Here is a 23969-nt window from a genome sequence, read left to right on the forward strand (position 1 = left end):
GGCGAAGCCGGTGGCCCCGCGCCCCGTCGTACGCCCCGCGGCGGTGCCGGACGAGGTGGCGGGGACGCCCTGCCCCTCCTGCGGCACGCCCAACCCGCCTGACCGCCGGTTCTGCCGGCGCTGCGCGGCCGTGCTGAACCCCGCCGCCGGGCCCGCCCCGCTGCCGTGGTGGCGGACCGTGTGGCCGCTCCGCCGCCGGGTGCGGGCGGGATCGGGCCGGGCGGTGCGGTTCCTGGTGATCCTGGCCGTGGTGGCGGCCCTGTGCGCGGGCGGACTCCTGCTGCTGCCGGCCGGACGCGCCGTGTTCGAGGACGCCCGGGACAAGATGAGCAGACCCAGGCCCGTGACCCCGGTGGACATAGGGGCGAGCGCCGAGGTCCCCCGGCACCCGGCGGCGAACACCACGGACGGGCTGAGCAACCGCTACTGGGGCGCACCCGCACCGGGCGCCCGGGTGACCTACACGTTCCGCACGCCGTTCCGGCTGGTCGATCTGATCATCACCAACGGCGCGTCCACCTCCCCCCAGGAGTACGCCCGCCAGGCACGCGCGCTCCGCCTGGACCTGGAGGTGACGAGGCAGGACGGCACGAGGCACCACGAGGAACTCACCCTCGGCGACAAACCGGGCCCCCAGACGTTCCACGTCGGGATCGGCGACGTGAAGACGGTACGTCTGGTCCTGCGCTCGGCCGTCGATCTCACCACGGACCGTCATCTGGCCCTGGCGGAGGTGGAGTTCTTCCGGAGAGGCTGATCCGGCGCCCCCGCGCCCCGGCGGGCGGGTCAGGGGGTTCGACCCCGACCCGACCCCGGCGCCGCGCTCCGTGCCGGCTCGGCAGGCACCCCCGGAAACTCCGGTGAGCCGGTGTCCGCCCCTGGTTATGCTGCCTCGTCCTGAGCAGGCCAGGGAGGTCCTCCGCCATGAGCAGCACCACGTCGCCCTTTCCCGACCGGATCGAACTCGCGGGAGAAGGGCTCGTCCTGCGGGACTGGACGGAAGCGGACCTGGCCGCGATGCCGGACCTGTTCGACCACCCCGACATCGCGTACTGGACGCCGATCGCCTCGCCCTTCGACGAAGCGGCCGCCCGTACGCGGCTGGACCGGGCCCGGCGACTGCGGGCGGAGGGCACGGCCGTCCTGCTCGCCATCACCGTCGACGGCCGTGCGCCGCTGGGCGAGGTGATGCTGCGGCGCGCTCCCGAGGGCACGGAGATCGGCTACGCGGTCGGCCCGGCGCACCGCGGCCGGGGACTGGCCGCGCGGGCGGTGCGGGTGATGGCCGCGTACGCCTTCGAGCGACTGGGTGCGGAACGCGTGATCCTGGAACTGGAGGCGGAGAACGCCGCCAGCGTCGCCGTGGCGACCAAGGCGGGCTTCAGCCTCCTCGACGTGCCGCTGATCGAGGGCGAGGAGAAGGGGCGGCCCTACGTCCTGCAGACCTGGGCCCTGGACCTGCCCTGACACGGGAACCCCCGGGAATCCCCGGACGGGTTCCCGGGCCGTCCCCGCGGGCCGGGGCGCGGGCGGGCCGTTCGTCACACGCGGGCGACCAGCGCGTACCGCTCGTCGTCCACCGTGCGGCCCCACAGGTCGGGGTCGTTGCCGAGATGTTCGACGCGCGGATCGGCGACGAGGGGGCGCAGGGCGCCGGCCAGGTCGTCGGCGCCGATGCCGCCGTGCCGGGGCAGTGTCCCGGCTCCGGCGACGTAGGGGGTGTCGCTCCGCCCGGATTCCCGCCAGCGTCCTTCGACGAGGACCAGACGGCCGCCGGGGCGCAGGCGGCCGGTCCACCGGCGCAGCGCGGTGTGCGGATCGGGCAGGATCCACAGCAGGTGGCGGGCCAGGACCATGCCGAAGGTCCGCTCCCCGGTGGGCGGCGCTGCGGCGTCGCCGACCGTGAACGTCGCCGCGTGCCCGGCGGCCGCCAGTTTGGCGCGGGCTTGTCCGATCATGGCCGGTGCGAGGTCCACGCCGGTGACCCGGTGTCCGGCCTCGGCCAGCAGCAGGGACAGCGATCCGGTGCCGCAGCCCACGTCCAGGACCTCGGCGGGGGCGGGAGGCGCCCACGCCCGGAGCCGGCGGGCCCAGGCCCGGCGGGTGCGCCCGGCGCGCAGGCCGTGGTCGGGTTCGTCGTCGAAGGAGGGTTCGGCCGCGTTCCAGTAGCCGGCGATCGCCGAGGAGGTGTCGGTCATGGCCGTGATCCTGCCGGTGACCTGTGACACCGCCCCTTGTCCGCAAGGGCTTCCAGAGCGCAGCTGCGAGTGTGTCGCACCTGGTCACAGCCTGTATGTCGGCAGTAGCCGCAATGGGTTCCGTGTGCCACGGTAGGCCCCATGGAGGGGACTGAGCACACTCACGGCCACGGCTCCGCCCACCGGCACGGGCACGGGCAGGAGCACAGGCACGGGCAGGAGCACGGCGGGCATCGCCACACTCACGGGCCGGACGGCCGGTGGCCCCGGGCACGCCACCGGTTGGCGCACCTGTTCACCCCTCACTCGCACGAGTCGGCCGACAAGACCGACCGCGCGCTGGAGTCCTCGGCGCGCGGGCTGCGCGCGCTGTGGGTCTCCCTGGCCGTGCTGGGCGCCACCGCCCTGGTCCAGTCGGCCGTGGTGGCGATGTCGGGGTCGGTGGCCCTGCTCGGCGACACCGTGCACAACTTCGCCGACGCGCTGACCGCGGTGCCGCTGGGGATCGCCTTCCTGCTCGGACGCCGGGCGGCGACCCGCCGCTTCACCTACGGCTACGGCCGGGCCGAGGACCTGGCCGGCATCGTCATCGTGCTGGCCATCGCGGCCTCCGCCGCACTGGCCGCGTGGACCGCGATCGACCGGCTGGCCGATCCCCGGGAGATGCGGCACATCCCGGCCGTGGCCGCCGCCGCGGTCACCGGTTTCGCCGGCAACGAGTGGGTGGCCCGCTACCGCATCCGCGTCGGCCGGCAGATCGGGTCGGCCGCCCTGGTCGCCGACGGCCTGCACGCCCGCACCGACGGCTTCACCTCGCTCGCGGTGCTGCTCGGCGCGGGCGGCGCGGCACTGGGCTGGCGACCGGCCGACCCGATCGTGGGCCTGGCGATCACCTCGGCGATCCTGCTGGTACTGCGCGACGCGGCCCGGGAGGTGTTCCACCGGCTCATGGACGCCGTCGACCCCGGCCTGGTCGACGCCGCGGAGAAGGCCCTGCTGGGTACCGGCGGTGTGCGCGGGGTGAGTGAGTTGCGGCTGCGCTGGATCGGCCACCGGCTGCGCGCCGAGGTCGCCATCGTCGTCGACGGGGGCCTCTGCGTGCGTCAGGCCCACCAGGTCGCCGTGGAGGCCGAGCACGCGCTGCTGCACGCGGTGCCGAAGCTGAACGCCGCCCTGGTGCACGCCGACCCGGCGCCCACCCCGGGCCAGGCGGACCCGCACCTGGTGCTGGCCCACCACGCGCCGGCCGCCTGAGCGCGGAACCGCGGGCCGCGCCCGGCGACGGCGCGGGGTGCCGCCGCGGCCGTCGGGTGCCGGGCTCGGCGGTGCGGAACATGCCGTGCCGGTCGGCGAGGTGGCGGGCGGCCGGTCGGCCACGCATCCGGGGCAGGGCGTCGCGCAGGGCGGCGCAGTGCTGGTCGGCGGTGGTCGGCGGTGGTCGGCAGACCCGGCTCGCGGATCAGCCGGGGCAGGGCCGGCGACTGACGGGATGCCGACGACCGGGCCCGGGAAGTGCGGGGAAGAGCACTTCGGGGTCCCGGCGGGCTCCCGCCCGGTGAACACTCCCCGGCACGCGCCTGCCCGGTCCGCGGGCCGAGGCCTGGGCCACTCCGGTGACTTCCGGCGGGGCGGCGCCGCGACTGCCGCGGTCCCCGCCCGGCCGGTACGACCATGCAGACGTGCGGCGGCGTCGGACCCGGGAGGAACCGTGAGGAGACAGGACGGCACACCGGTGGCCGCGGGGGTCACCCCCGAACGCCTTGCCGGGCTCCGCGCATGGAACCTGGGGCTCACACTGCTGCACCTGGTGCAGGCCGCGGCAATCGTCCTCCTCGCCGGAGACTTCTCGATCACCGTCACCTCCTCCGTCCCCGAGGGGCCGCCCGGAACGGAAGCGCCCGCTCCCGAAGCGCTGTTCGACGTGCCGATCGGCTGGGCGGTCGCCGTCTTCCTCGCCCTGGCGGCACTGGACCACCTGCTGACGGCGACGGTGTTCCGCGGCACCTACGAACGCGACCTCAGGCGCGGCATCAACCGGTTCCGGTGGCTGGAGTACGCGCTGAGCGCGACCCTGATGGTGCTCCTCATCGGGTTCTACTCGGGCATCACCAGCGTCAACGCCGTCATCACCGTCGCCGGCGCCAACGTCGGGATGATCCTCTTCGGCTGGGTCGAGGAGATGATGAACCCGCCGGGACGGGCGGCGACCACGATGCTCCCGTTCTGGTTCGGAACGCTGGTCGGCGTGACGCCGTGGATCTCGATCGCGTACAACATCGTCGCGGCCGGGACCGTCCCCGGCTTCGTGTACGGGATCGTTCTCGTCCAGGCCGCCCTCTTCTTCAGCTTCGGCCTCAACCAGTGGCTCCAGTACCGCGAAGTCGGACGGTGGTCCGACTACGCGTACGGCGAGAAGGCCTACCTGGTCCTCAGCCTCGTGGCGAAGTCACTGCTGGCCTGGCAGATCTTCGCCGGCTCGCTGGCCGGCTGAGCCCGGAACGCCGCGGCACGGCGGGCCGTCCCGCCGGTCGGTGGGAACGACTGGCCGCGGCCCGTTCCGTACCCTGGCGGCATGCGCATGCGCCCCACCCTGAGCTGGACCCCCACCGAGGACCTGCCGCCGGGCACCACGGACCCGAAACCGGTCGCCGATGCGCTGAGCGCCGGTGGTGTGCTGGTGCTCAGCGGGGCGGGCATCTCCACGGAGTCGGGCATCCCCGACTACCGGGGCGTGGGCGGGAGCCTGAGCCGGCACACCCCGATGACCTACCAGGACTTCACCGCCTGCGCCCGGGCCCGGCGCCGGTACTGGGCGCGCAGTCACCTGGGCTGGCGCACCTTCGGCCGTGCCCTCCCCAACGCCGGGCACCGGGCCGTGGCCGCGTTCGGGCGGCGCGGCCTGCTCTCGGGCGTGATCACCCAGAACGTCGACGGCCTGCACCAGGCCGCCGGCAGCGAGGGCGTCGTGGAACTCCACGGAAGCCTGTCCCGGGTCGTCTGCCTCTCCTGCGGCGCCTCCAGCCCGCGCCGTGAACTCGCCCGGCGGCTGGAGGAGGCCAACGCGGGATTCGAGCCGGTGGCCGCGGGAATCAACCCGGACGGTGACGCCGATCTCACCGACGAACAGGTCGGGGACTTCCGCGTGGTGCCCTGCGCGGTCTGCGGCGGCGTCCTCAAACCGGACGTGGTGTTCTTCGGCGAAGCCGTTCCGCCCCCGCGGGTCGAGCACTGCCGCAGGCTGGTCGGTGAGGCGTCCTCGCTACTGGTCCTGGGATCGTCACTGACGGTGATGTCCGGGCTCCGGTTCGTCCGCCAGGCGGCCCGGGAAGGGAAGCCGGTGCTGATCGTCAACCGGGATCCGACCCGGGGCGACGGGCATGCCCTCACCCGGGTCGCGCTTCCCCTGGGAGCAACTCTCACCGCCGTGGCCGGCCGGCTGGGCATCCCCGTCGACGGCCAGGCGGCGGCCCGGGCGAGACGGTGACGAAGATGGGGCGCCGCCGAAGTCCGAAGCCCACCGCACCGGCTCTCCGCGTCCATGTGGAGCCGCAGCGCCGAGCCCGCCTCCGCCTGCGGTCGCGGGGCCGTGATCGCGGGCCTGTGGTCGCGGGCCTGTGATCACGGGGCCCGTTCCGGCCGCGCCCGCACCACCGCCCCGACCGGTGGCCGGGCCGGGCGGTGGACTGCCTCAGGCCGGCTTGCGCCACACGGAGATGTGCTTCGCGGAGTCCTGGGTGAACGGCGCCCCGTCCCAGTCCGCGACGCGCCGCTCCAGCTCCAGCCCCGCGATCCGTGCCATCAGGTCGAGCTCGGCGGGCCAGGCGTACCGGTGCCGGGAGGTGGCGCGGCGGTAGCGGCCGTCGTCGCCGTCGTGGGTGAAGTGGTGCGAGACGAGAATTTGCTCCACCAGGTCGAAGGTGTCGAAGCCGAGATGCCGCTCGGAGACGTCGAACGGCACCGCGACCTGGCCGGGCGGAAGGAACCGCAGCTGCGGCACGCCCAGCTCGATGACGAACCGGCCGCCGGGCCTCAGATGGCGTGCGGCGTTGCGAAAGCACTCGACCTGCTCGTCCTGCGTGAGCAGGTTCGTGATGGTGTTGTAGACGAGGTAGACCAGTGCGAACTCGCCGGGGACGACGGTCGTGGCCATGTCCCCGATGACGACCGGCAGCGTGTCCTCGTCGATCTTGCGCCGCAGGACGGCCGCCATGTGCTCGGACAGTTCGACGCCCGCCACCGGCACGCCGCGTTCCCGGAGCGGAACGCCCACCCGCCCGGTTCCGATGGCGAACTCCAGCGCCCGGCCGTCGCCGGCGAGTTCGGCGAGGAAGGCGAGGGTCGGTCCGAGAACGGCGGCCGAGGACATCTCGGCCTCCCCGGCGTCGTAGCGCTCGGCGGTCTCACGGGTCCACAGCTCACTGCTCGTCACGGGCGGCCACTTTGCCGGGCGCGGAGGGGCGTTGTCGACGCATTTACCTTCCACCGGTCGCGGACCGGTTGCGCGGACGGGCGGCCTGCCGAGTCCGGGGGCGGCAACGCCGAGCTGAGAAGGCTGCCCGGTTCCGGCAATGAGCTCCGGCGTGGGCAAGTGCGACGATGCCCCTGGCCGCGGACGCCGCACGGATGTGCGGCGGAGTGAGGACGGGCCGGACGGAACGGATACGGCGACACGGCGGGGCCGCGTCGTCCGTCGGGCGGGCAGCCGCCGTGTGATCAAGGATTGGTTGGAGAGGATGCTGTTCTCGGTCCCCGAGTCCGGTTGGTGGCTGATCGCGCTCGCGGCGACGGCGTTCTTCATGATCGGCGTGCGAGCTCTGGTCCACGGCATGAGGCTCCCGGGTGAACCACGAAGCGCGTGGGAACGGCAGAGCAGGCGGAGGAGGCAGGCGTTCTACCTCGTGACTCCCGTGTTCGCCGCCACCGTCCTGGCGATCAACCTGCTCCGGCCAGAACCGGCACCGGAGCTCCTGTTCCTGTACAGCGTCGCGTTCGCCTCCGTCCCGATCGCCCTCTTCCCGGTCCGTGCCCGGGTACTCAGGGACTACATCGCCCAGCAGCGGAACCCCGGCACCACGGTCAGGCCTGATCGGCTCGCGGTGGCCTGGATCACCGGCTTCCTGTGCACGGTGCTCCTGGTGGCCGTGTTCGCGCTGCTGGCCACGCGGTACGACATGTGAGCCGGTGCCGTACAGCGGCCTCCGGGCGCCACCGGCGGGAACGGGCCGTGCCGAGCGGCACGGTGCTACCCGGCGTCGAGCTGGTGGTCGGCCCATACGTAGCTCTCGGGCAGCAGATCGGCGACGGGAACGGTCCGGAGGCGGTCGCCGGCGCCGACGATGACCTTCAGGGCCGGGAAGTAGTCGAGAAGGGCCTGGCGGCACCGGCCGCACGGAGGGACCACCCCCCGGTCGCGGTCGCCCACGGCGACGATGGTGTCCAGCTCGTAGACCCCCTGGGCGGCTGCCGCGCCGACGAGGACCAGTTCGGCACACGGTCCTCCGGTGAAGTGGCAGGCGTTCACCGCGGTGACGATCCGGCCGTCGCGGGCGCGGGCCGCGGCGGCCACGGTGTGGTTGTCGCCCCGGCAGCGGGTGCGGGCCACTCGGGCCGCGGTGTCGACGAGTTCATGGTCGAGGGGGTGGGTCCGCGTGGTCATCTTCTCCGCCTTCGCCGGGTACCAGGCGAGGCTGGCCCGGGCGGCGGGGGCGCGCAAGCGAATATCGGCGGTGGGCCCGCCCCGCCGGGCGGCGGGGCCGCCGGTGCCGGAACCCGGCCGGGTAAGGCAGGGTCCGGACGGCCGCGCGCCGCGTCCGGCATAGTCGTCGGCATGCTGCAGGTGTGCCCGAACGGAGCGCGGACCCGCGCCGAGTGCCCTTCCCTTCCCCTGTCCCCCGCGGAGCTGGCGGCCGAGGCCGCTCGCGCGGTGGCCGCCGGAGCGGAGGACGTCCACCTCCATCCCAAGGACGCCGAAGGCGCGGACACTCTGGAGCCGTCGGCGGTGGCGCGGGCGGTCACGGCGGTGCGCCGGGCCGTACCGGCCCGGGTGCGGATCGGGGTCACCACCGGCGCGTGGGCCGCCCCGGATCCCGTCCGGCGCGCCGCACTCGTCCGCTCCTGGCCGGTGCGGCCCGACCACGCCTCGGTGAACTGGCACGAGGAAGGCGCCGAGGAGGTGGCCGGCGCGCTGCTGGAGCGCGGCATCGGGGTGGAGGCGGGCATCTGGTCGGGGACGGACGGGGCCCGGCGCTTTCACGCCTCGCCGCTGGCGGGCCGGGTGCTGCGGGTGCTCGCCGAGGTCACCGACACCGATCCGGCGACGGCGTCCGGCACCGCCTCGGCCCTGCTGGCGGAGCTGCCCGGGGATCTGTCCGCGCCGGTCCTGCTCCACGGGGAGGACGGCGGTGCCTGGCCCGTGCTGCGGCTGGCGGCCCGGCTGGGCCTGGACACCCGGATCGGTCTGGAGGACGTCCTGAACCTGCCGGACGGCTCGCCCGCCGCGGACAACGCCGCCGTGGTGCGGGCGGCGCGGGCCCTGCTGGAGGCGGAGTGGCGCTGACCCCGGAAGCCGCCGGGTGACGGGGCGGCGGGCTCGCCGTGGCTCCCCCCCCGTCGCGAGGGCCGGGACCGTGCGGGTCCCGGGCCCGGCGGACTGACGGGTGGCCGGTTTCTTCGGGTGGCCGGGCGAGGGCACGGTGGTCTGCCGGGTGTACGCCGGTGCTCACTTTGCGGTGCCGGGCGAGGCCCGCGTCCGGCCCTGCCGGGCCGCGACCGCGTCGGTCACGGCCTGGCGGAGCCGGCGCCGCGGCCGGGGGCGGTATCCGGTGTGCCGGGCTTCCCGGCGCTGTGGTGCGCGAAGGGGCCCCCGGTGGTGAAGGCCAGCTCCGCGAAGCGTTCGCCGATGCGGCGGTGGGCGGCGGCGTCGGGGTGGAGCCGGTCGGGCAGCGGCAGTTCGGCGGAGTCGGCCTCGCCGTAGAGGTCGCGGCCGTCGAGGTGGTGCAGGTTCGGGTCCTCGGCCGCCCGCTGCTCCACGATCCGGGCCAGCTCGTCCCGTATGACGCCCAGGGTCAGCTTCCCCTGCGCGCGCTCCGCGGGATCGCCCGCGGCCCGGAAGCTCAGCCGTCCGGCGCCGAGGGCGTCGAGGTCCGGGACGCTGGGGCCGGGGGTGTCCTCGTGGATGGGGCACCAGATGGGCGAGACGACCAGCAGCGGTGTGGTGGGGCGGCCCTCGCGGATGGTGTCGAGGAAGCCGTGGACGGCGGGGGCGAAGGCCCGCAGGCGCATCAGGTCGTTGTTGACCAGATTGATGCCGATCTTGATGCTGATCAGGTCGGCGGGGGTGTCGCGCAGGGTGCGGGCGGTGAACGGGTCGAGCAGGGCGCCGCCGCCGAAGCCCAGGTTGACCAGTTCCACACCGGCGCGGGCGGCGGCGAGCGCGGGCCAGGTGGTGGTCGGGCTCGCGGCGTCCGAGCCGTGGCTGATGGAACTGCCGTGGTGCAGCCACACCGCGCGGCCCCGGTCCGGTGCGGGCTCGACGGGGGCGTCGGCGCGCAGGGCGACCAGTTCGGTGGTCTCGTTGTGCGGGAGCCAGATCTCGACGTCCTTGGCCCTGCCGGGCAGGCCGCTGAAGCGGATCGTGCCGACCGGGCCGGGCCGGTGCTCGGCGGTCCCGGTGGCCATGTCGATGGTCAGGGTGCTGCCGCCGGCAACACTGGCCCGCCCGGCCGGGCGGCCGTCCACGAGCAGGTCGTAGACGCCGTCGGGGCGGGGCGGGGCGCCGGTGTAGACCCGCTTGGTGGGCAGCACGTCCAGCTCGACGGCGGTGGCCCGGGTGCGGAGGGCCAGCCGGACGCCGGAGGGCTGGGACTCGGCCGTGGCCAGTTGCCCGTCGGCGCACTGGGCCCGGGCCCATGCGGGCAGCCGGTGCGGCAGCACGCCGTGCGCGGTGCGCTCCAGATCGAGGGCGCCGCGCAGGAGGTCCGCGGTGACGGGTGTGGTGATCCACTCGTGTCCGGTGTCCATGGCCCAGCCTGTCGGTCGAGGTGTCCAGATCTTCGGGTGCGCCCGCACGGGGCGTCCCGCGGCCGCGCATCGGCGGCCCTGTGAGGGTCTGACGGCGGGTGTTCAGCCGGCGGGCCGGCCCCGCAGCAGGGCGTCGAGGCGGTCCAGGATCCAGGCCCAGCTCTCCTGCGCGTCGGGGGCGCTGTGGCTGAAGCCGCCGGCCGCCTCCAGGCTGACGTAACCGTGGAAGACGCTGCCCAGCAGCCGGACGGCGTGCGTCTGCTCCGGTTCCGCCAGGTCGTAGCCGCGCAGGATCGCCCGCATCATCTGCGCGTGTCTGCCTCCGGCGCTCGCGGCCGCCGTGTCCGGGTCGAGCCGCAGCCGCGCCGCGGTGTAGCGGCCGGGATGCTCCCGGGCGTAGTCGCGGTAGACGTTGGCGAAGGCGTCCAGTGCGTCCTTGCCGGCCCGCCCGGCCAGGGCGTCGGCGGCCCGGTCGGCGAGTTCCTCCAGAGCCAGCAGGGCGATCCCGGTCTTGAGCTCCCGGGAGTTCCTCAGGTGCGAGTACAGGCTCGCGACCTTGACGTCGAATCGCCTGGCGAGCTCCGAGACGGTCACATGCTCGAAGCCGACCTCGTCGGCCAGCTCCGCTCCCGCCCGGACCAGACGCTCCCTGGTCAGCCCTGCCCTCGCCATGGTCTTCCTTTCATGGGACTGAAGGAATTATGCAACAGCCTATAGGTATTAGGCAAAAGCCTTTGCCTCTGAGGGAGCGCGTTCGAGGCTCTGACCCTTGAGGCGCCGACCTCTTCCCGGCCCGCACAAGCCGCTTTCCGGCCGCCGACGGCGGCGCACCGGCACGGCGGGTCCCACCACCCCGGCCCGCCTCCGGCTCGGGGCGCTCTCCACCGGGCGGCGCCGCAGGGTTCCCGCATGCATCCGGGGGAGGGGCGCACAGCCGCCGAAGCCGGCGACCGGATGACCGCGGGACACTCCTTCGTCCGGGCCGCCGCGAAGGGCGGCACGGAGGGCGCCGAGCCGACGACCGCGACACGGCCCTGTGTGATCTGCGCCTCCCCCGCTGCCCACCGTCCGCCGCCCGCGCGGCACTCCGGAGGAGCCGGCGCCACTCTGCGGATAGGGCACCCCCTTGCTCAAGCTATCGTTTTTCGATAGCTTTCCATCGCTGCTCGATAGAGGGAGATGTGATGGGAAGACTGACGGTGCTTGCACTGCGTGCCGTGCTCGCGGCTCTGCTCGCCGGCTCGGTGTTCGTGCAGGCGGTGATGGTGCCGCTGCTGGCCGCCGATCTGGAGGGGCTCGACCCGGAATTCGCGCACCTGCGCGCTCCGTTCCTCGTGATCACGGTCCTGGGCATCGTGACGGTCCAGGTCGTCCTGGTCTGCGTATGGCGGCTGGTGACGATGGTGCGGCGCGGGACCGTGTTCTCCCACGCCGCCTTCCGCCACGTGCACATCGTGATCGGTGCCTTCGTCGCGGCCGCACTCCTGGTGTTCGCCCTCGGCGTGGTCCTCGCGCCGGGGGAAGCCGTGGCGCCGGGCGTCGTTCTCCTGCTGGGCGGGGTCTCCCTGGCGGTCTTCGGAGTGGCGCTCGTCGTACTCGTGCTGCGGATGCTGCTCGCCCAGGCCGTGGCGCGCGACGTCGAGGCGGCGCGGATGCGGGCCGAGCTGGAGGAGGTGATCTGATGCCGATCGCCGTCGACATCGACGTGATGCTGGCCAGACGGAAGATGTCCGTGGGCGAACTCGCGAGCCGTATCGGGATCACGCCCGCCAATCTGGCGGTGCTCAAGAACGGCCGCGCCAAGGCCGTGCGCTTCACCACGCTTGCCGCGCTCTGCGAGGTGCTCGAGTGCCAGCCGGGAGATCTGCTGCGCTGGGAGCCCGGGGATGCCGATGACGCCGATGACGCCGAGGTAGACGCGGACGAAGCCGTGCGCGGAGGCGGGCGCGCGTGACCGAGGGGGCCGGCCCCCGCGGTGAGGCCCCCGCGCCCCGGGCGGGCGGCAGGGCGCCGTCCGCCCGGGGCGCGGATCACGTCTCCGTACTGCTCACGGAGCCATCTCGTAAGCCCCGGAGAGGGCCTCGACCCGCTCCCACACACGCGCCGAGCGGGCGTCGTCGGCGACGGGGCGCCGGACCGCGTCCAGGGCCCAGGCCTGCTGCCGCGGCGTCGCGGAGTCCTTGCCGTGCAGCTCGACCGCGTGCGCGGAGAAGTCGCGGACGAGGACGGCGAACAGCTCGTCGAGCACGTCCTCGTCCAGACCCGTCAGTCCGGCCTGCTCCAGGATCAGCTGGCCGTGCACGACCAGGGCGAACAGCCGGCCGACGGCGAGGAGGAGATCGAGGTCGCGGCTCTGCTCCTCGTCGGGGGCGCCGGTGGCGACGAACTCGCACAGGGCGTCCGCCTGCTCGCGGAAGCGGCCGATGTTGGGCAGGTGGGCGTAGGCGTCGAAGGCGGGACGCCAGTCGTGGAAGCGGACGGAGCCCAGGCCCCGGGCCGGTCCCTGCCGGAAGAGGAAGGCGTCGTCGGCGGCGTCGAGGCGGGTGGGCACGGGCTCGTACGCGGCCGGGTCCAGCAGGTGGTTGCGCATGAACTTGAGGATCAGCGCGAGATTGACGTGGACCGTGCCCTCCAGCTTCGGCAGGCTCCGGATCTCGACGGCGGCCTGGGCGAAGTAGGTGTCCTTCTCGAAGCCCTTGGCCGCGATGACGTCCCACATCAGGTCGACGACCTTCTCGCCCTCGGTGGTCACCTTCATCTTCGTCATCGGGTTGAAGAGCAGGTAACGGCGGTCGTCGGGGCCCGCGGAGCGGAAGTAGTCGGCGGCGCGGTCGCTGAACAGCTTCATTCCCGCCAGGCGGACGTACGCGTCCGTCAGCGCCCGCCGTACGTGCGGGAAGGCTGTGACGGGGCGGCCGTAGAGGATCCGGTTGCGGGCGTGGGTGACCGCCTCGTACATCGCGTGCTCGCAGATGCCGACCGAGGCGGTGCAGAGGTTGAACTTGCCGATGTTGACGGTGTTGAGCGCGGCGTCGAAGGCGGCCCGTCCGGTGTGCAGGACGTCCCGGGGACCGACCGGGTAGTCCTCGAGGCGGAACTCGCTGACGTACTTCGACGAGTCGACGACGTTCTTCACGACGTGGTAGGCCGGGTGGCGGCTGTCGGCCGCGAAGAAGACATAGCCGTCCGCGCCCTCGACATCGGTGCGGCGGCCGAAGACGGAGACGAGGCCGGCGGCGTTCCCGTTGCCGATGTAGTACTTGGAACCGTTCGCCCTGAAGCCGCCCTCGCCGTCGGGCTCCAGCAGCATGTCGGTGGAGTAGATGTCGGCGCCGTGGGCCTTCTCCGACAGGCCGAACGCGAACACCTCGCCCTGCGAGAGCAGTTCGGCGGCGCGGGCGCGGGCCGCGGCGTTGCCGCTCTGCCAGACCGGCCCGAGACCGAGGATGGTGACCTGCCAGGCGTACCAGTAGTCCAGGCCGTAGAACCCGAGGATCTCGTTGAGCGCGGCGATCCGCGCGGTGTCCCAGCGCGCGTCCTGCCGGCCGCCGTTCTCGGAGGCGGGGGTGAGGAAGGTCGCGAACAGCCCTTCCCGGGCGGCGAAGGAGAGGAAGTCCGCAAGCCAGGCGCGGGTGCGGTAGTCCTCGATCAGCCTGCGCTTGCCGCGGGACTCGAACCAGTCGACGGTGGCGCGCAGCAGCCTGCGGGTCTCGGGGTCGAAGTGCTCCGGATCGTAGGTGCGGGGGTTGAACAGCAGCGGGTCGGCCATGGGTGCTCTTTCCGGTTCTGGGTGCGGGAATCAGGAGGCTGGGTCGGAGGCGGGGCCGGTGCGCCGGCGGGAGGCGAGCCGGTGGAGGGTGGCGAGCACGTCGTCGAGCCAGGCGATCATCATCCGCTCGTAGGCGATCCCTCCCCGGAGGACCGCGTGCCGGAGCTCCCGTCCGGCATCGGGGTCTCCGGGACCGAACGCTTCGGCACCGGGCTCCCCGGCGGTGCCGCTCCCGCCGAAATCCCGCCGTTCTCCCGCCAGGTAGTGCGCGAGCCGGTCCCGGTGCATCCGCTGATGCCGCTCGACCTCGTCGATCAGGGCGGCCGGGTCGCCGAAGGCCGCTCCGCGGACCTTCACGGCCAGTTCGTGCCGGACGCTCTCCGGCTGGACCGGCTCGTGAAGCCATCCGGTCAGGGCGGACAGGCCGGAGGCCGAGACGGAGTACTCCTTCTTGTCCGGCCGGCTCTGCTGCCGCACGTCGCGCACATCGACCCAGCCGTCGGCCTCCATGCGCTTGAGGACGCGGTAGATCTGCTGGTGGGTGGCGGTCCAGAAGTACCCGATGGACCGCTCGAACCGACGGGCCAGCTCATAGCCGGAGCCCGGCTTCTCCAGGAGGGAGACGAGGATCGCGTGTTCGAGCGCCATACCGCGATCCTGATATGCAACTTGTTGCATAGGCAAGCGCGGGCCGCCCGGGTGAGACGCAGTTCACGCCTTCGAAAAGATCCCCCGGCCGCCTCACGCGTCCGCGGCGCGGGACGGGTTCCGGCCACCGGCCCCCTCCGGGGCCCGCACCGGGGCCGGGGGCGGTTGTTAGGATCGCGGGCCATGAGCGCTCCGGAGCCCACCATCGTCGCCACCTCCGGCGGACACCGGCCCGGAGGCCGGACCGTGGTCGCCTTCGACTCCCTGGTCCACCACGCCGTGGAACTCTCCGGCGCTCACGGCCGTCGCCCCCGCGTCCTCTACATCGGCACCGCCATCGGCGACGCCGAGCACTTCACCGCGCGCATGACCGAGGCCGCCCGCGTCGCCGGGTTCGACCTGACCCCCCTGCACCTGTTCCCCATGCCCAACCACGACGACGTCGAGGGCACGGTCCTGGAGCAGGACGTCGTCTGGGTCATGGGCGGCTCGGTGGCCAACCTGCTGGCGGTCTGGCGCGTCCACGGGCTCGACCGCATCCTGCGCCGGGCCTGGCAGGCCGGCGTCGTCCTCAGCGGCGTCAGCGCCGGATCGATCTGCTGGTTCCGGGGCGGCACCACCGACTCCTTCGGCCCCGAACTGCGACCGGTCACCAACGCCCTGGGCCTGCTGCCCTACGGCAACGGCGTGCACTACGACACCGACCCCGGCCGCCGTCCCCTGGTACACCGCCTGGTCGCCGACGGCACCCTGCCCACCACCCACTGCACCGACGACGGGGTGGGCCTGGTCTACCGCGGCACCGAACTGGCCGAGGCCGTCGCGGAAGCACCCGGCAAGAGCGCCTACCTCGTCACCCGCCAGGGGGACACGGCCGTCGAGGAGCGCCTCCAGCCCCGCCGCCTGCCCCCCGTCCCCCGCTGAAACGGCCCTCGTGCGCGGGGAACGGGGCTCGTACGCGGAGAACGGGCCCGGCCTGCGGTGACGCACCCGGATCGGGCGGAAGGCCCAGCGGTCAGACCAGCCCGTGCCGCACCGCGTGGGCGACCGCGTGGGCACGGTTGCGGACCTGCAGACGGGCCATCAGCTCGTAGATGACGTTCTTGACGGTGTGCTCGGAGCAGGACAGCTTGCGGGCGATGACCGCGTTGCCGTGCCCCTCGGCCATCAGGCCGAGCACCGCCGTCTGGCGCGCGGTGAGGGCGGGAGGAGCGGGCGGCGCTCCTCCCCGCCGCTGCCCGTCGGCCCCGCCGAGCAGCTGCACGAGGGCCGTGTAGGGGATGCGGCCGATCCCGTGGTGGGCGTCGTGCACGGCGGCGAGGAGCTGGTCGGGGGTGAGGTCGGCCGAACGCAGGACGGCCAGGGCGCCCGCGCCGATGGCACGGCGCAGCGCGGTGGGCGAGACGGTGTCGCACACGGTCAGCAGCCGGTGGGCGGTCGGCGGAGCGGCGGCCAGGGCGTCCTCCACGGTCGCGGCGACGGCCACCACCACGGTGTCCCGGGCGGACGCCTCGGTCGGCGGCGCGAGGGCGACACCGGCCTGGTGCAGCATCGCGGTGAGCCGGGCCGGGGCCGGGCCCCTGCGGGCGGCGACGACATGGACCCGCAGGCCGGCCGTCCTGGTCACGAGCCGGGCGGCGGCGCTCACAGTGTTCTCCCGTGAGCTTCTCCGCCCACACGGCACAGCGGCGCGGGCATCGTCGTCGTCCGCGGCCCGGCGGCCGCGCGCGCGACGCTCACAGCGTCCCCTCCGTGAGCTTCTCCGCCCACACGGCACAGCGGCGCGGGCATCGTCGTCGTCCGCGGCCCGGCGGCCGCGCGCGCGACGCTCACAGCAGGCCCGCCCGCAGCGCGTAGGCGACCGCGTGGGCGCGGTTGCGGACCCGGAACCTCTGCGTGATGTCGTGCACGATGGTCGTCACCGTGCGCTGCGAGTAGGCCAGGCACCGGGCGATCTCGCCGGTCTCGTGGCCGTCGGCGACCATGCGCAGCACCGAGCGCTCCCGGTCCGACAGGCCCGCGGCGGCCCAGGGGGCCGATGCCCCGCCGGAGGACAGGCCGCCGTCGGCGGAACGGTCCAGCAAACTGTCGAGCAGGTCAGGAGGAAGGGTGCAGTCGCCCCGGACCGCGGCGAGGACGGCGCGTGCCAGCCGGGGCGCGTCGGCCTCCCGGCGGCGCAGCAGGCAGCGGGCGCCGGAGGCGAGGGCGTGCAGGGCCTCGCCCCGGTCGAGGTCACCGGCGACCAGGACCACCGCGGGCCGGGCCCGGGTGTCGCGGACGGTGCGCAGCACGTCCAGCTCGGCACGGGCGAACCGGTCGACGGTCATGACCACGACCCGCGGCTCCTCCCCCGGCACCGCCACGGAGACCTCCGGGCACAGGGACAGGGCGCTCACGGTGCCGGCCTCCAGCACCGGGTCGAGTGCGACGACGCTGACAGGTACGGGTTCTCCCACCGGATCCTCCGAAGGTCATCCGCCCGCCGGGTCCGCGGCGGGCGGGCGAGCAGGGGCAGTGCACAACAGGCTGCTCCGGTGCGGCGGGAGCGGCATCGGGTCCTGTCCCCCACCTTTGCCTCCGGTGCCCGCCCACCGTGCGCAACCGGTACCGCCGGGCCCCGGGCGGCGGGGCCCGGCGGGGTTCGCGGACGGGGCCGGGAGGGGCGGCGGCGCGCCCCGCGGCCCTGGGACCGGGCCCGGTGGGGGCGGCCGCGAAGAATATGGGGGCGCTGCCCCCATGTGGGGGTTCCGAGGCTCTGGGACGTTGGTCCTGTGACTGATTCCGCCGCTCTGCGAGAAACCCGGACCACGTCCCTGCCGCGCTGGTGGTGGGCACGGGGGCTGACCCTGCGCGAGCGGCTCGCCGCCCCGGGGCCGCCGGCGGGCGGGCGGGCCGCGGACGGCCGGGGCCGCCGGGCGCCGTGGGCCGTGGGGGACGACGCGGGATTCGCCGCCCGGCTGGCGGACCTGGGCCTGGACGCCGGCCTCGCACACGCCCTCGGGGACGAGCTTCCCGAGCGGCTGGGAGCACGGGCCGCGGAACCGGAGTGGGCCGGCTACATCGAGCGCGCGGTCACCGCGGCCCCCGTGGAGCCGGACGGCTCGGCCGGCTTCGGCACGGAGGGGCCCGCGGTGTTCCTGCCCGCGCTGCGCCCCCTGCTCTCGCTCGCCTGGTCCCGGGTGGCCGCCCGCACCGGCCGGTCCGCGGCCGAACGCTCCCCGGTGCGGGCGGCGTTCGAGGAACGGCTCGGGGACCGGATCACCCGTCAGGCCGGCCGGACGCTGGTGAGGGAGTTGCACCGGGCCCGCGTCGCGGGACGGCTCCCGGGGGCGACCCCGCGGGACCGCTTCGCCTCCTTCGCCTCGGAGCTGGGCACCCGGCGGGGGCTGGCCCGGCTGTTCACCCGCTACCCGGTCCTGGCCCGGATGCTCGGCCAGAGCTGCGTGGACGCCGCCGACGCCATGGCCGAGTTGCTCGACAGGTTCGGTGCCGACTACTCCGTCCTGGTGTCCGAGCTCTTCGCGGGCACCGATCCCGGTCCCCTGGTGCGGATGGACCTCGGCCGCGGTGACGCCCACCAGGGCGGCCGCTCCGTGGCACTGCTGCACTTCGCCTCCGGCGCCGCCGTCGTCTACAAGCCCCGCCCCCTGGACCAGCACTCCCTGCTGGACGAGGCGGCGGACTGGCTCAACGGCAAGGTGCCCGGCCTGGGCCTGCGCACCCCCCGGTCGGTGCGCGGCGAGGGATACGGCTGGCTGGAGTTCGTCGAGCACCGGTGGTGCGCCTCGGTCACCGAAGCCGACCGGTTCTACCGCCGGCAGGGCGCGCTGCTGGCCCTGCTGTACGCGGTGGACGGCGCGGACATGCACTACGAGAACGTCATCGCCTGCGGCGACCAGCCGGTCCCGGTGGACGCCGAGACCCTCCTCCACTCCGGGCTGCCGCAGGCGGAGACCGCGGGGCACGACCCCGCCGCGCGGGCCCTGTACGCGTCGGTGCACCGCACCTGCCTGCTGCCGCACCTGCTGATCGGGGAGGACGGCGCGCTGGACATCTCCGTCCTCGGCCGGGACGGAGCCGGCACGTACCCCGGCGACGGGCTGCGCTGGGAGGACGCGGGGACGGACGGGATGCGCGTGGTGCGCGGCCCGGTGGAGAGCCCCGCGGGCCAGAACCAGCCGCTGCCGCCCGGCGGGGGCGCCGGACGGGCCGACCACCGGGCCGCGCTGCTGGAGGGGTTCCGGATCGGGTACGACGCGATCGCCGGGCACCGGGACGAACTCCTGGGCGCCCAGGGCCCGCTGACCCGCTGGGCGCACTGCCCCGCCCGGCTGATCGTGCGCTCCACCCGGCTCTACGCGACCCTCCTGGAGGAGTCCACCCACCCCGATCTGCTGGGTGACGCGCTGGCCCGGGAAGCGGTGTTCGCGGTGCTGTGGACGGAGTCGGTCTGCGACCCGGCCCGGCAGCGGCTGATCGAGTACGAGATCGACGACCTGTGGCGCGGTGACGTACCGCTGTTCTTCCACCGGCCGGACCGCACGGCGGTGTGGACGTCGCACGGGGCGCGTCTGGACCGGGTGCTGCCCGCCGCGGCCCTGGCGACCGTCCGGGAGAAGATCGCCGCGATGAGCGAGGTGGACCGCTACGACCAGGAGTGGGTCATCTCGGCGGCGCTCGCCGTCACCGGTGCCAACGCGCCGCTGCGCGGGCCGCGTTCGGCGCTGGCCGTACGTCCGGCCCCGGCCGTGGTGCCCGAGCCGTCCCGGCTGCTGACCGCCGCGTGCGGGATCGCCGACGAGATCGCGGCCCGTGCGGTCCGCGGCGGCGGCCGGGCCAACTGGCTGGGTCTGGAGCAGGTCACCGGCGCGCACTGGGCGGTGCTGCCGATGGGCGGCTCACTGGCCCAGGGGTACTGCGGAGTCGCCCTCTTCCTGGCCCAGATCGGCTCGCTCGCCGGAGCCGACCGGTACACGGCACTGGCCCGGGAGGCCGTACGGCCGCTGCCGCCCCTGCTGGCGGCGCTGGCGGCGGACCCCGAGCTGAGCGCCGCGGCCGGTCCGGGCGCCCTCGAGGGGCTCGGCGGCATCGTCTACACGCTGGTGCGGCTGACCGCCCTGCTCGACGGTGTCGGCGACTGTCTGCCCGCCGCCCTGACCGCCCTCGGGCACGCCGTGGACGCCCGGCCCTCCGGTCCGGCCCTTCCCGGCCACGCCTCGCTCGCCGGCGGCCTCGCCGGAGCGCTGCCCGCCGCCGTCCTGGCGCACCGGGTGGCCGGCGCTCCCCAGGCGGCCGGGCTGGCCCGGCGCGTCGCGGACCGGCTGCTCACCCTGACCGCGGAGGAACAGGCCGGGGAGGACCGGGCCGGAGGGCCGGGCTTCGCCCACGGTGACGCCGGCATCGGCTGGGCCCTGCTGCGGTACGCCGCCGCACTGCCGGAAGCCGGGGCGGCCGCACCCCTGCCCTACGCCCGCGCCGGGGCCGGTCTGCTGCGGTCGGCCCTGGAGGCCTCGGCCGGCGAAGGCGGCGGGGCCCGCGACCTGTCCTGGCACTCGGGGCTGGCCGGCGTGGCGTCGTCCGCCGCCGACGCGCTGGGCACCGCCGGCCCGGCGGCCCCCGACGAGGTCCTCGACCGCTGTGTGGAACTGCTGGCCGGCCCGGCGCGCACCGGCGACCTGAGTCTGCGCCACGGCACCCTGGGCCGTCTGGAGGCACTGGCCGTGCTCGCCGGACGGCACCACGCCGGCGCCAAGGAAGCGCTCGGCCACCGCGCCGGGGAGGTCCTCGGCCTCATCGAGCAGCAGGGCCACCGCTGCGGCACCCCCGACCACGTACCGTCCCCCGGTCTGCTCACCGGCCTGTCCGGCATCGGATACGCGCTGCTCAGGCTGGGTTTCCCGGAGACGGTCCCCTCCGTCCTCCTGCTCGACCACTCCCCCGGGGCTCAGGGCCGTCCGCACACCGCCCCGTGACCCGCCGGCTTCACCTCGTTCCGCGTCAGCCCGTGCACAGCGACCAGAAGGAGACCGTCCCCATGAACAAGCCGTCCGTCGACGCCCAGTCGCCGCTCTCCTCCGACGCCGACCTCGCCGCCCACCCGGACCGGGAGCAGGACGGCCGCGAGCAGGACGCGGCGGGCCGGATCAGCCTGTCGGGGCGGAACAGAGCGTGCGCCCGTACCCGCGCGCTGGCCGGCATGGTGCTGACCAGCGGCATCGTGGTCACCCTCAGTTCGATGGACACCTCCGTCTCGGCCCCGCACTGACGAGACCGCCCCGGTTGCGGGTCCGCTCCCCCGGCGGGCCCGCACCGGTGCGTCACGCGGCGTGCGGCAGGATGTGCGCCGCGTGGTCTGCCGCCACCAGCACGTATGAACTAGCATCTGCGTTCATGCGTTCGCATACGCCGTATGTGGTTGGGCGTGACCCCCAACTACGCGATCTGGAAGAGGCGTTGTCCGACGCGCGGGACCGGCGCGGCGGTGTCGTCTTCCTGACCGGGGAGGCGGGCATCGGCAAGTCCCGGCTCGCGGCGGAGGCCGTGGGCATGGCCTTCGAGTCCGGGATGCGCGTGCTTCGCGGCCGCAGCAGCACGACGGGACCCACCGTGCCGTTCCGGCCGCTGACCGAGGCCCTGATGTCCCTGTTCCGCGGCGGCGAACCGGTGGACGACTCCGCCCTCGGCCCCTACCGGCCGGTGCTCGGGCGGCTCGTGCCGGACTGGAACACCGGTGACCACGAGAGCAGTTCGATGGTCATCCTCGGCGAGGCGGTGCTGCGGCTGCTCATAGCCGCCGGAAAGGACCGGGGCCAGCTCCTGCTGCTGGAGGACCTGCACGACGCCGACCCGGAGACCCTCGCGGTGGTCGAGTACCTGGTGGACAACCTGGAGTACACGCCCGTGCTGCTCCTGGCCACCATACGCACCGAGTTCTGCGACGCGCTGGACCTGGCGTCCTCGGCCCGCAGACGCGGCACGGGCACCGTCCTCGAACTGCCCGCGCTCAGCCGGTCCCAGGTCCGGGACATGGTCGCCGCCCAGCTCGGCACCGAACCCGACCGGGTGCCGGCGGCGGCCCTGGAGCGCCTGTGGGACGACAGCGCCGGAAGTCCCTTCCTGGTCGAGGAACTGCTGCAGTCCATGATCGGCGCCGGGGCGCTGGTGCGGGGCGGCGACGGCTGGCGGGTCGTGGGCGATCCGCGCGGCGACGTGCCCACCGCCCTCGCGCGGGGCATCCTGCGGCGCATCGACCGGCTGGGGCCCCAGGGGCTGACCCTGCTGTCCGCGGCGGCCGTGGTCGGGCGGCGCTTCCCCCTGACGGTGCTCCAGCGGATGACCGGCATCGACGACCGGGGCCTGCTCGGCCATCTGCACGCCGGGGTGGCGGCCCAGCTCGTCGTCCCCGACGAGCCCTCCCCCGACTGGTACGCCTTCCGCCACCCGCTGACCGTGGAGGCGCTGCTCACCCAGCTCACCCCCGACAGGCGGGCCGAGCTGGCGCGGCGGGCCGCGGACGCGGCCTCGGAACTCCACCCGGAGCTGGCCGGCCAGTGGTGCCCGCTGGTCGCCGAGCTGCGCTCCCAGGCGGGCGACCGGGCCGAGGCGGGACGCCTGTTCGCGGAGGCGGGGCGGCGGGCGCTGGCCGACGGCGCGATCGGTTCCGCCGTCACCCTGCTCGACCGGGCCGAACGGCTGCTGTCGGACACCCGGGACACCCTGCGCCGGGCCGAGGTCCTGGAGTGCCTGCTGCCCGCGCTCGCCGAGGCGGGCGACTTCGCCCGCGCCTTCGACCTGGCCGACCAGCTGCACGCCCTGGGCGGGGCCGGCCTGAGCGCGCCGCGGCTGGCCGCGCTGCACACCCGGCTCGCCAAGGTGGCCCACACCGCGGGCCGCTGGGCCGACGGCAACCGGCAGATCGCACAAGCCCGTGCCGTCCTGGGCCCCGCACCCGACGAGGCCGCCGCCGCGTCCGTCGACGTGGCCGCGGCCTACCTCGCCCTGGACACACCGGGCACGGACCGCACCCACCAGGCCGAGAAGCTGGCCCGCTCGGCGGTGGAGGCCGCGCAGCGGCACGGCCTGCCCACGGTCGCCTGCCAGGGGTGGGAGCTGCTGGCCACCGTGGCCCGCGAGCGCGACCCCACCGAGTCCCAGGCCATGCTGGAACGCGCCCTGACCACGGCGGAACGGCACGGCCTCCCGCTGCGGCGCATGTACGCGCTGACCCGGATCGGCGGCAACGCCTGGCTGTCCGACGGGGACACCGCCGGCCTGACCGCCGCCCGGAACGAGGCGCTGCGGCTGGGGTCGGCCACCATCGTCTACACCATCGACGGCATCCTCATCCTGGACTCCGTGCTGCGCGGGGAGTTCGGCGCCGCGCGGGACGCCGCCGAGGAGTGCCTGGCCGTCGTGCGGCGCCTGCGGCTGGCCCCGGCCGTCCGCTACGTGCTGATGGCCAAGGGGGCCCTGGCGGCCCACCGGGGCGAGAGAGCGGCGATGGAAGAGGCGCTGGCCGCGTTCGCCGAGTGGGACGGCGCAGGCTCCCAGGAGGAACCGCTCACCGTCGGCCTGGCAAGGACGTTCTGCGCGCTGCTGGAAGAGGACGGGGAGTTGGCCCGGCGCGAACTGCGGGCCGTCCGCGAGCTGGAGCGCGACAACCCCAGCACCTACTACCTCAGCGGGCGCAGCGGTGTCGGGCTGCTGCTGGACGTGCTGGCGGGGGACGTCGGCCGCCCCGGGCAGGAGGAGGCCGCCGCCACCGCGCCCGGCCGTCTGCGGTGGAACCGGCAGTTCGTCCTCCTGGCCGACGCCGTGCTGCTGGGCCGGGAGGGCCGGACGGAGGAGGCGTCGGCCGCAGCCGCCGAGGCGCTGCGCGCCGCCGAGCCTTATCCCACCGCCCTCCACCTGGGCATGCGGCTCGTGGCCGAGGCGGCCCACGAGAACGGGTGGGGCGAGCCGGTGGCCTGGCTGCGCCGCGCCGAGCACCACTTCCACCAGAACGGCGTGCCCGCCGTCGCCAACGCCTGCCGTGCGGCGCTGCGGCGTCTGGGCGCCCCCGTCCACCAGCACCGCAGCGGGACCAGCCGCATCCCCGAGGAGCTTCGGGCCCTGGGCGTGACGGTCCGCGAGTACGAGGTGTTCGTGCTGCTGGCCGAGCGGCTGGGCAACAAGGACATCGCCGACCACCTCTACATCTCGCCGCGCACCGTCGAGAAGCACATCGCCAGCCTCATCGCCAAGACCGGCCGGTCCAACCGGGCCGCTCTGTGCGCCCTCTCGGCCTCCTTCTGACCCGGCTCCTCCGAACCGGCCCCTCCGACCCCGGCAGCGCC

The 23969-nt window shown here is 74.6% G+C and carries 22 protein-coding genes; 13 read left to right on the forward strand and 9 right to left on the reverse strand.

Annotated features, from left to right (window positions below):
- The first annotated feature begins 43 nt into the window (after positions 1–43).
- Both BMY40_RS28545 and BMY40_RS10475 read left to right on the forward strand, forming a co-directional pair.
- On the forward strand, positions 44–757 hold the full coding sequence (locus BMY40_RS28545; protein ID WP_245769992.1) for a zinc ribbon domain-containing protein: 714 nt from the start codon (positions 44–46) through the stop codon (positions 755–757).
- 167 nt (positions 758–924) lie between these two features.
- On the forward strand, positions 925–1467 hold the full coding sequence (locus BMY40_RS10475) for a GNAT family N-acetyltransferase (protein ID WP_093657972.1): 543 nt from the start codon (positions 925–927) through the stop codon (positions 1465–1467).
- Positions 1468–1541: 74 nt separating this feature from the next.
- Here BMY40_RS10475 and BMY40_RS10480 read toward each other — a convergent pair whose 3' ends face one another.
- Positions 1542–2198 (reverse strand): class I SAM-dependent methyltransferase, encoded by a 657-nt coding sequence (locus BMY40_RS10480; RefSeq protein ID WP_093657974.1) that lies wholly within the window; start codon positions 2196–2198, stop codon positions 1542–1544.
- A gap of 141 nt (positions 2199–2339) precedes the next feature.
- Between BMY40_RS10480 and BMY40_RS10485 the strand changes: the two genes are divergently transcribed.
- From BMY40_RS10485 to BMY40_RS10495, 3 genes are all read left to right on the forward strand, one after another.
- The gene (locus BMY40_RS10485; protein ID WP_093657976.1) at positions 2340–3452 is read left to right on the forward strand and encodes a cation diffusion facilitator family transporter; all 1113 of its coding nucleotides are present in this window, start codon (positions 2340–2342) and stop codon (positions 3450–3452) included.
- A 454-nt stretch (positions 3453–3906) separates the two neighbouring features.
- Positions 3907–4689, forward strand: coding sequence for a heliorhodopsin HeR (gene heR / locus BMY40_RS10490; RefSeq protein ID WP_245769993.1), 783 nt, complete (start codon positions 3907–3909; stop codon positions 4687–4689).
- Between the two features lie 81 nt (positions 4690–4770).
- The gene (locus BMY40_RS10495; protein WP_093657980.1) at positions 4771–5682 is read left to right on the forward strand and encodes an NAD-dependent protein deacetylase; all 912 of its coding nucleotides are present in this window, start codon (positions 4771–4773) and stop codon (positions 5680–5682) included.
- Positions 5683–5886: 204 nt separating this feature from the next.
- On the opposite strand, the gene BMY40_RS10500 is transcribed toward BMY40_RS10495, so the two are convergent.
- Positions 5887–6627, reverse strand: coding sequence for a class I SAM-dependent methyltransferase (locus tag BMY40_RS10500; RefSeq protein ID WP_093657982.1), 741 nt, complete (start codon positions 6625–6627; stop codon positions 5887–5889).
- A gap of 304 nt (positions 6628–6931) precedes the next feature.
- Here BMY40_RS10500 and BMY40_RS10505 point away from each other — a divergent pair, with 304 nt between their 5' ends.
- Positions 6932–7375: a hypothetical protein gene (locus BMY40_RS10505; protein WP_093657984.1), complete on the forward strand. Its 444-nt coding sequence runs from the start codon at positions 6932–6934 to the stop codon at positions 7373–7375.
- 65 nt (positions 7376–7440) lie between these two features.
- Here the strand turns inward: BMY40_RS10505 and BMY40_RS10510 are convergent, their stop codons facing one another.
- Positions 7441–7854, reverse strand: a complete 414-nt coding sequence (locus tag BMY40_RS10510) for a cytidine/deoxycytidylate deaminase family protein (protein ID WP_093658562.1) — start codon at positions 7852–7854, stop codon at positions 7441–7443.
- Between the two features lie 171 nt (positions 7855–8025).
- On the opposite strand from BMY40_RS10510, the gene BMY40_RS10515 reads away from it, so the two are divergent.
- Positions 8026–8754, forward strand: a complete 729-nt coding sequence (locus tag BMY40_RS10515; protein ID WP_093657986.1) for a 3-keto-5-aminohexanoate cleavage protein — start codon at positions 8026–8028, stop codon at positions 8752–8754.
- Between the two features lie 221 nt (positions 8755–8975).
- Here BMY40_RS10515 and BMY40_RS10520 read toward each other — a convergent pair whose 3' ends face one another.
- Both BMY40_RS10520 and BMY40_RS10525 read right to left on the reverse strand, forming a co-directional pair.
- A complete protein-coding gene (locus tag BMY40_RS10520) occupies positions 8976–10217 on the reverse strand; it encodes a GDSL-type esterase/lipase family protein (RefSeq protein ID WP_093657988.1) in 1242 nt (413 codons plus the stop codon).
- Positions 10218–10319: 102 nt separating this feature from the next.
- Positions 10320–10889: a TetR/AcrR family transcriptional regulator gene (locus BMY40_RS10525; RefSeq protein WP_093657990.1), complete on the reverse strand. Its 570-nt coding sequence runs from the start codon at positions 10887–10889 to the stop codon at positions 10320–10322.
- Between the two features lie 512 nt (positions 10890–11401).
- On the opposite strand from BMY40_RS10525, the gene BMY40_RS10530 reads away from it, so the two are divergent.
- Together BMY40_RS10530 and BMY40_RS10535 are read left to right on the forward strand one after the other, a co-directional pair.
- Positions 11402–11899, forward strand: coding sequence for a DUF2975 domain-containing protein (locus BMY40_RS10530; protein WP_093657992.1), 498 nt, complete (start codon positions 11402–11404; stop codon positions 11897–11899).
- The gene (locus tag BMY40_RS10535) at positions 11899–12171 is read left to right on the forward strand and encodes a helix-turn-helix domain-containing protein (RefSeq protein ID WP_093657994.1); all 273 of its coding nucleotides are present in this window, start codon (positions 11899–11901) and stop codon (positions 12169–12171) included. The genes BMY40_RS10530 and BMY40_RS10535 overlap by 1 nt, the downstream gene beginning before the upstream one ends.
- Positions 12172–12264: 93 nt before the next feature.
- Here the strand turns inward: BMY40_RS10535 and BMY40_RS10540 are convergent, their stop codons facing one another.
- Complete coding sequence (locus BMY40_RS10540) at positions 12265–13986, reverse strand: acyl-CoA dehydrogenase family protein (protein ID WP_093657996.1); 1722 nt, start codon at positions 13984–13986, stop codon at positions 12265–12267.
- 30 nt (positions 13987–14016) lie between these two features.
- Positions 14017–14634, reverse strand: a complete 618-nt coding sequence (locus BMY40_RS10545) for a PadR family transcriptional regulator (RefSeq protein WP_093657998.1) — start codon at positions 14632–14634, stop codon at positions 14017–14019.
- 183 nt (positions 14635–14817) lie between these two features.
- On the opposite strand from BMY40_RS10545, the gene BMY40_RS10550 reads away from it, so the two are divergent.
- Entirely contained in the window at positions 14818–15558 is a 741-nt protein-coding gene (locus tag BMY40_RS10550; protein ID WP_093658000.1) for a Type 1 glutamine amidotransferase-like domain-containing protein, read from the forward strand.
- 91 nt (positions 15559–15649) lie between these two features.
- Here BMY40_RS10550 and BMY40_RS10555 read toward each other — a convergent pair whose 3' ends face one another.
- Together BMY40_RS10555 and BMY40_RS10560 are read right to left on the reverse strand one after the other, a co-directional pair.
- Positions 15650–16282: a helix-turn-helix transcriptional regulator gene (locus BMY40_RS10555; RefSeq protein ID WP_245769994.1), complete on the reverse strand. Its 633-nt coding sequence runs from the start codon at positions 16280–16282 to the stop codon at positions 15650–15652.
- A gap of 181 nt (positions 16283–16463) precedes the next feature.
- The gene (locus BMY40_RS10560) at positions 16464–17090 is read right to left on the reverse strand and encodes a helix-turn-helix transcriptional regulator (RefSeq protein ID WP_093658002.1); all 627 of its coding nucleotides are present in this window, start codon (positions 17088–17090) and stop codon (positions 16464–16466) included.
- 315 nt (positions 17091–17405) lie between these two features.
- Here BMY40_RS10560 and BMY40_RS10565 point away from each other — a divergent pair, with 315 nt between their 5' ends.
- From BMY40_RS10565 to BMY40_RS10575, 3 genes are all read left to right on the forward strand, one after another.
- Positions 17406–20606: a type 2 lanthipeptide synthetase LanM family protein gene (locus BMY40_RS10565; RefSeq protein ID WP_093658004.1), complete on the forward strand. Its 3201-nt coding sequence runs from the start codon at positions 17406–17408 to the stop codon at positions 20604–20606.
- Between the two features lie 62 nt (positions 20607–20668).
- On the forward strand, positions 20669–20899 hold the full coding sequence (locus BMY40_RS10570) for a hypothetical protein (RefSeq protein WP_093658005.1): 231 nt from the start codon (positions 20669–20671) through the stop codon (positions 20897–20899).
- Between the two features lie 125 nt (positions 20900–21024).
- On the forward strand, positions 21025–23928 hold the full coding sequence (locus tag BMY40_RS10575) for a helix-turn-helix transcriptional regulator (RefSeq protein WP_093658007.1): 2904 nt from the start codon (positions 21025–21027) through the stop codon (positions 23926–23928).
- Positions 23929–23969: the final 41 nt, after the last annotated feature.

The organism is Streptomyces radiopugnans, from assembly GCF_900110735.1.
In the GTDB taxonomy this organism is placed as follows: Bacteria; Actinomycetota; Actinomycetes; order Streptomycetales; family Streptomycetaceae; genus Streptomyces; species Streptomyces radiopugnans.

Coding starts and splice junctions, on each gene's coding strand:
- BMY40_RS10475 (WP_093657972.1), top strand. CDS start 925: ATGAGCAGCACCACGTCGCCCTTTCCCGACCGGATCGAACTCGCGGGA.
- BMY40_RS10480 (WP_093657974.1), bottom strand. CDS start 2,198: ATGACCGACACCTCCTCGGCGATCGCCGGCTACTGGAACGCGGCCGAA.
- BMY40_RS10485 (WP_093657976.1), top strand. CDS start 2,340: ATGGAGGGGACTGAGCACACTCACGGCCACGGCTCCGCCCACCGGCAC.
- BMY40_RS10495 (WP_093657980.1), top strand. CDS start 4,771: ATGCGCATGCGCCCCACCCTGAGCTGGACCCCCACCGAGGACCTGCCG.
- BMY40_RS10505 (WP_093657984.1), top strand. CDS start 6,932: ATGCTGTTCTCGGTCCCCGAGTCCGGTTGGTGGCTGATCGCGCTCGCG.
- BMY40_RS10510 (WP_093658562.1), bottom strand. CDS start 7,854: ATGACCACGCGGACCCACCCCCTCGACCATGAACTCGTCGACACCGCG.
- BMY40_RS10515 (WP_093657986.1), top strand. CDS start 8,026: ATGCTGCAGGTGTGCCCGAACGGAGCGCGGACCCGCGCCGAGTGCCCT.
- BMY40_RS10520 (WP_093657988.1), bottom strand. CDS start 10,217: ATGGACACCGGACACGAGTGGATCACCACACCCGTCACCGCGGACCTC.
- BMY40_RS10525 (WP_093657990.1), bottom strand. CDS start 10,889: ATGGCGAGGGCAGGGCTGACCAGGGAGCGTCTGGTCCGGGCGGGAGCG.
- BMY40_RS10530 (WP_093657992.1), top strand. CDS start 11,402: ATGGGAAGACTGACGGTGCTTGCACTGCGTGCCGTGCTCGCGGCTCTG.
- BMY40_RS10535 (WP_093657994.1), top strand. CDS start 11,899: ATGCCGATCGCCGTCGACATCGACGTGATGCTGGCCAGACGGAAGATG.
- BMY40_RS10540 (WP_093657996.1), bottom strand. CDS start 13,986: ATGGCCGACCCGCTGCTGTTCAACCCCCGCACCTACGATCCGGAGCAC.
- BMY40_RS10545 (WP_093657998.1), bottom strand. CDS start 14,634: ATGGCGCTCGAACACGCGATCCTCGTCTCCCTCCTGGAGAAGCCGGGC.
- BMY40_RS10550 (WP_093658000.1), top strand. CDS start 14,818: ATGAGCGCTCCGGAGCCCACCATCGTCGCCACCTCCGGCGGACACCGG.
- BMY40_RS10570 (WP_093658005.1), top strand. CDS start 20,669: ATGAACAAGCCGTCCGTCGACGCCCAGTCGCCGCTCTCCTCCGACGCC.
- BMY40_RS10575 (WP_093658007.1), top strand. CDS start 21,025: ATGCGTTCGCATACGCCGTATGTGGTTGGGCGTGACCCCCAACTACGC.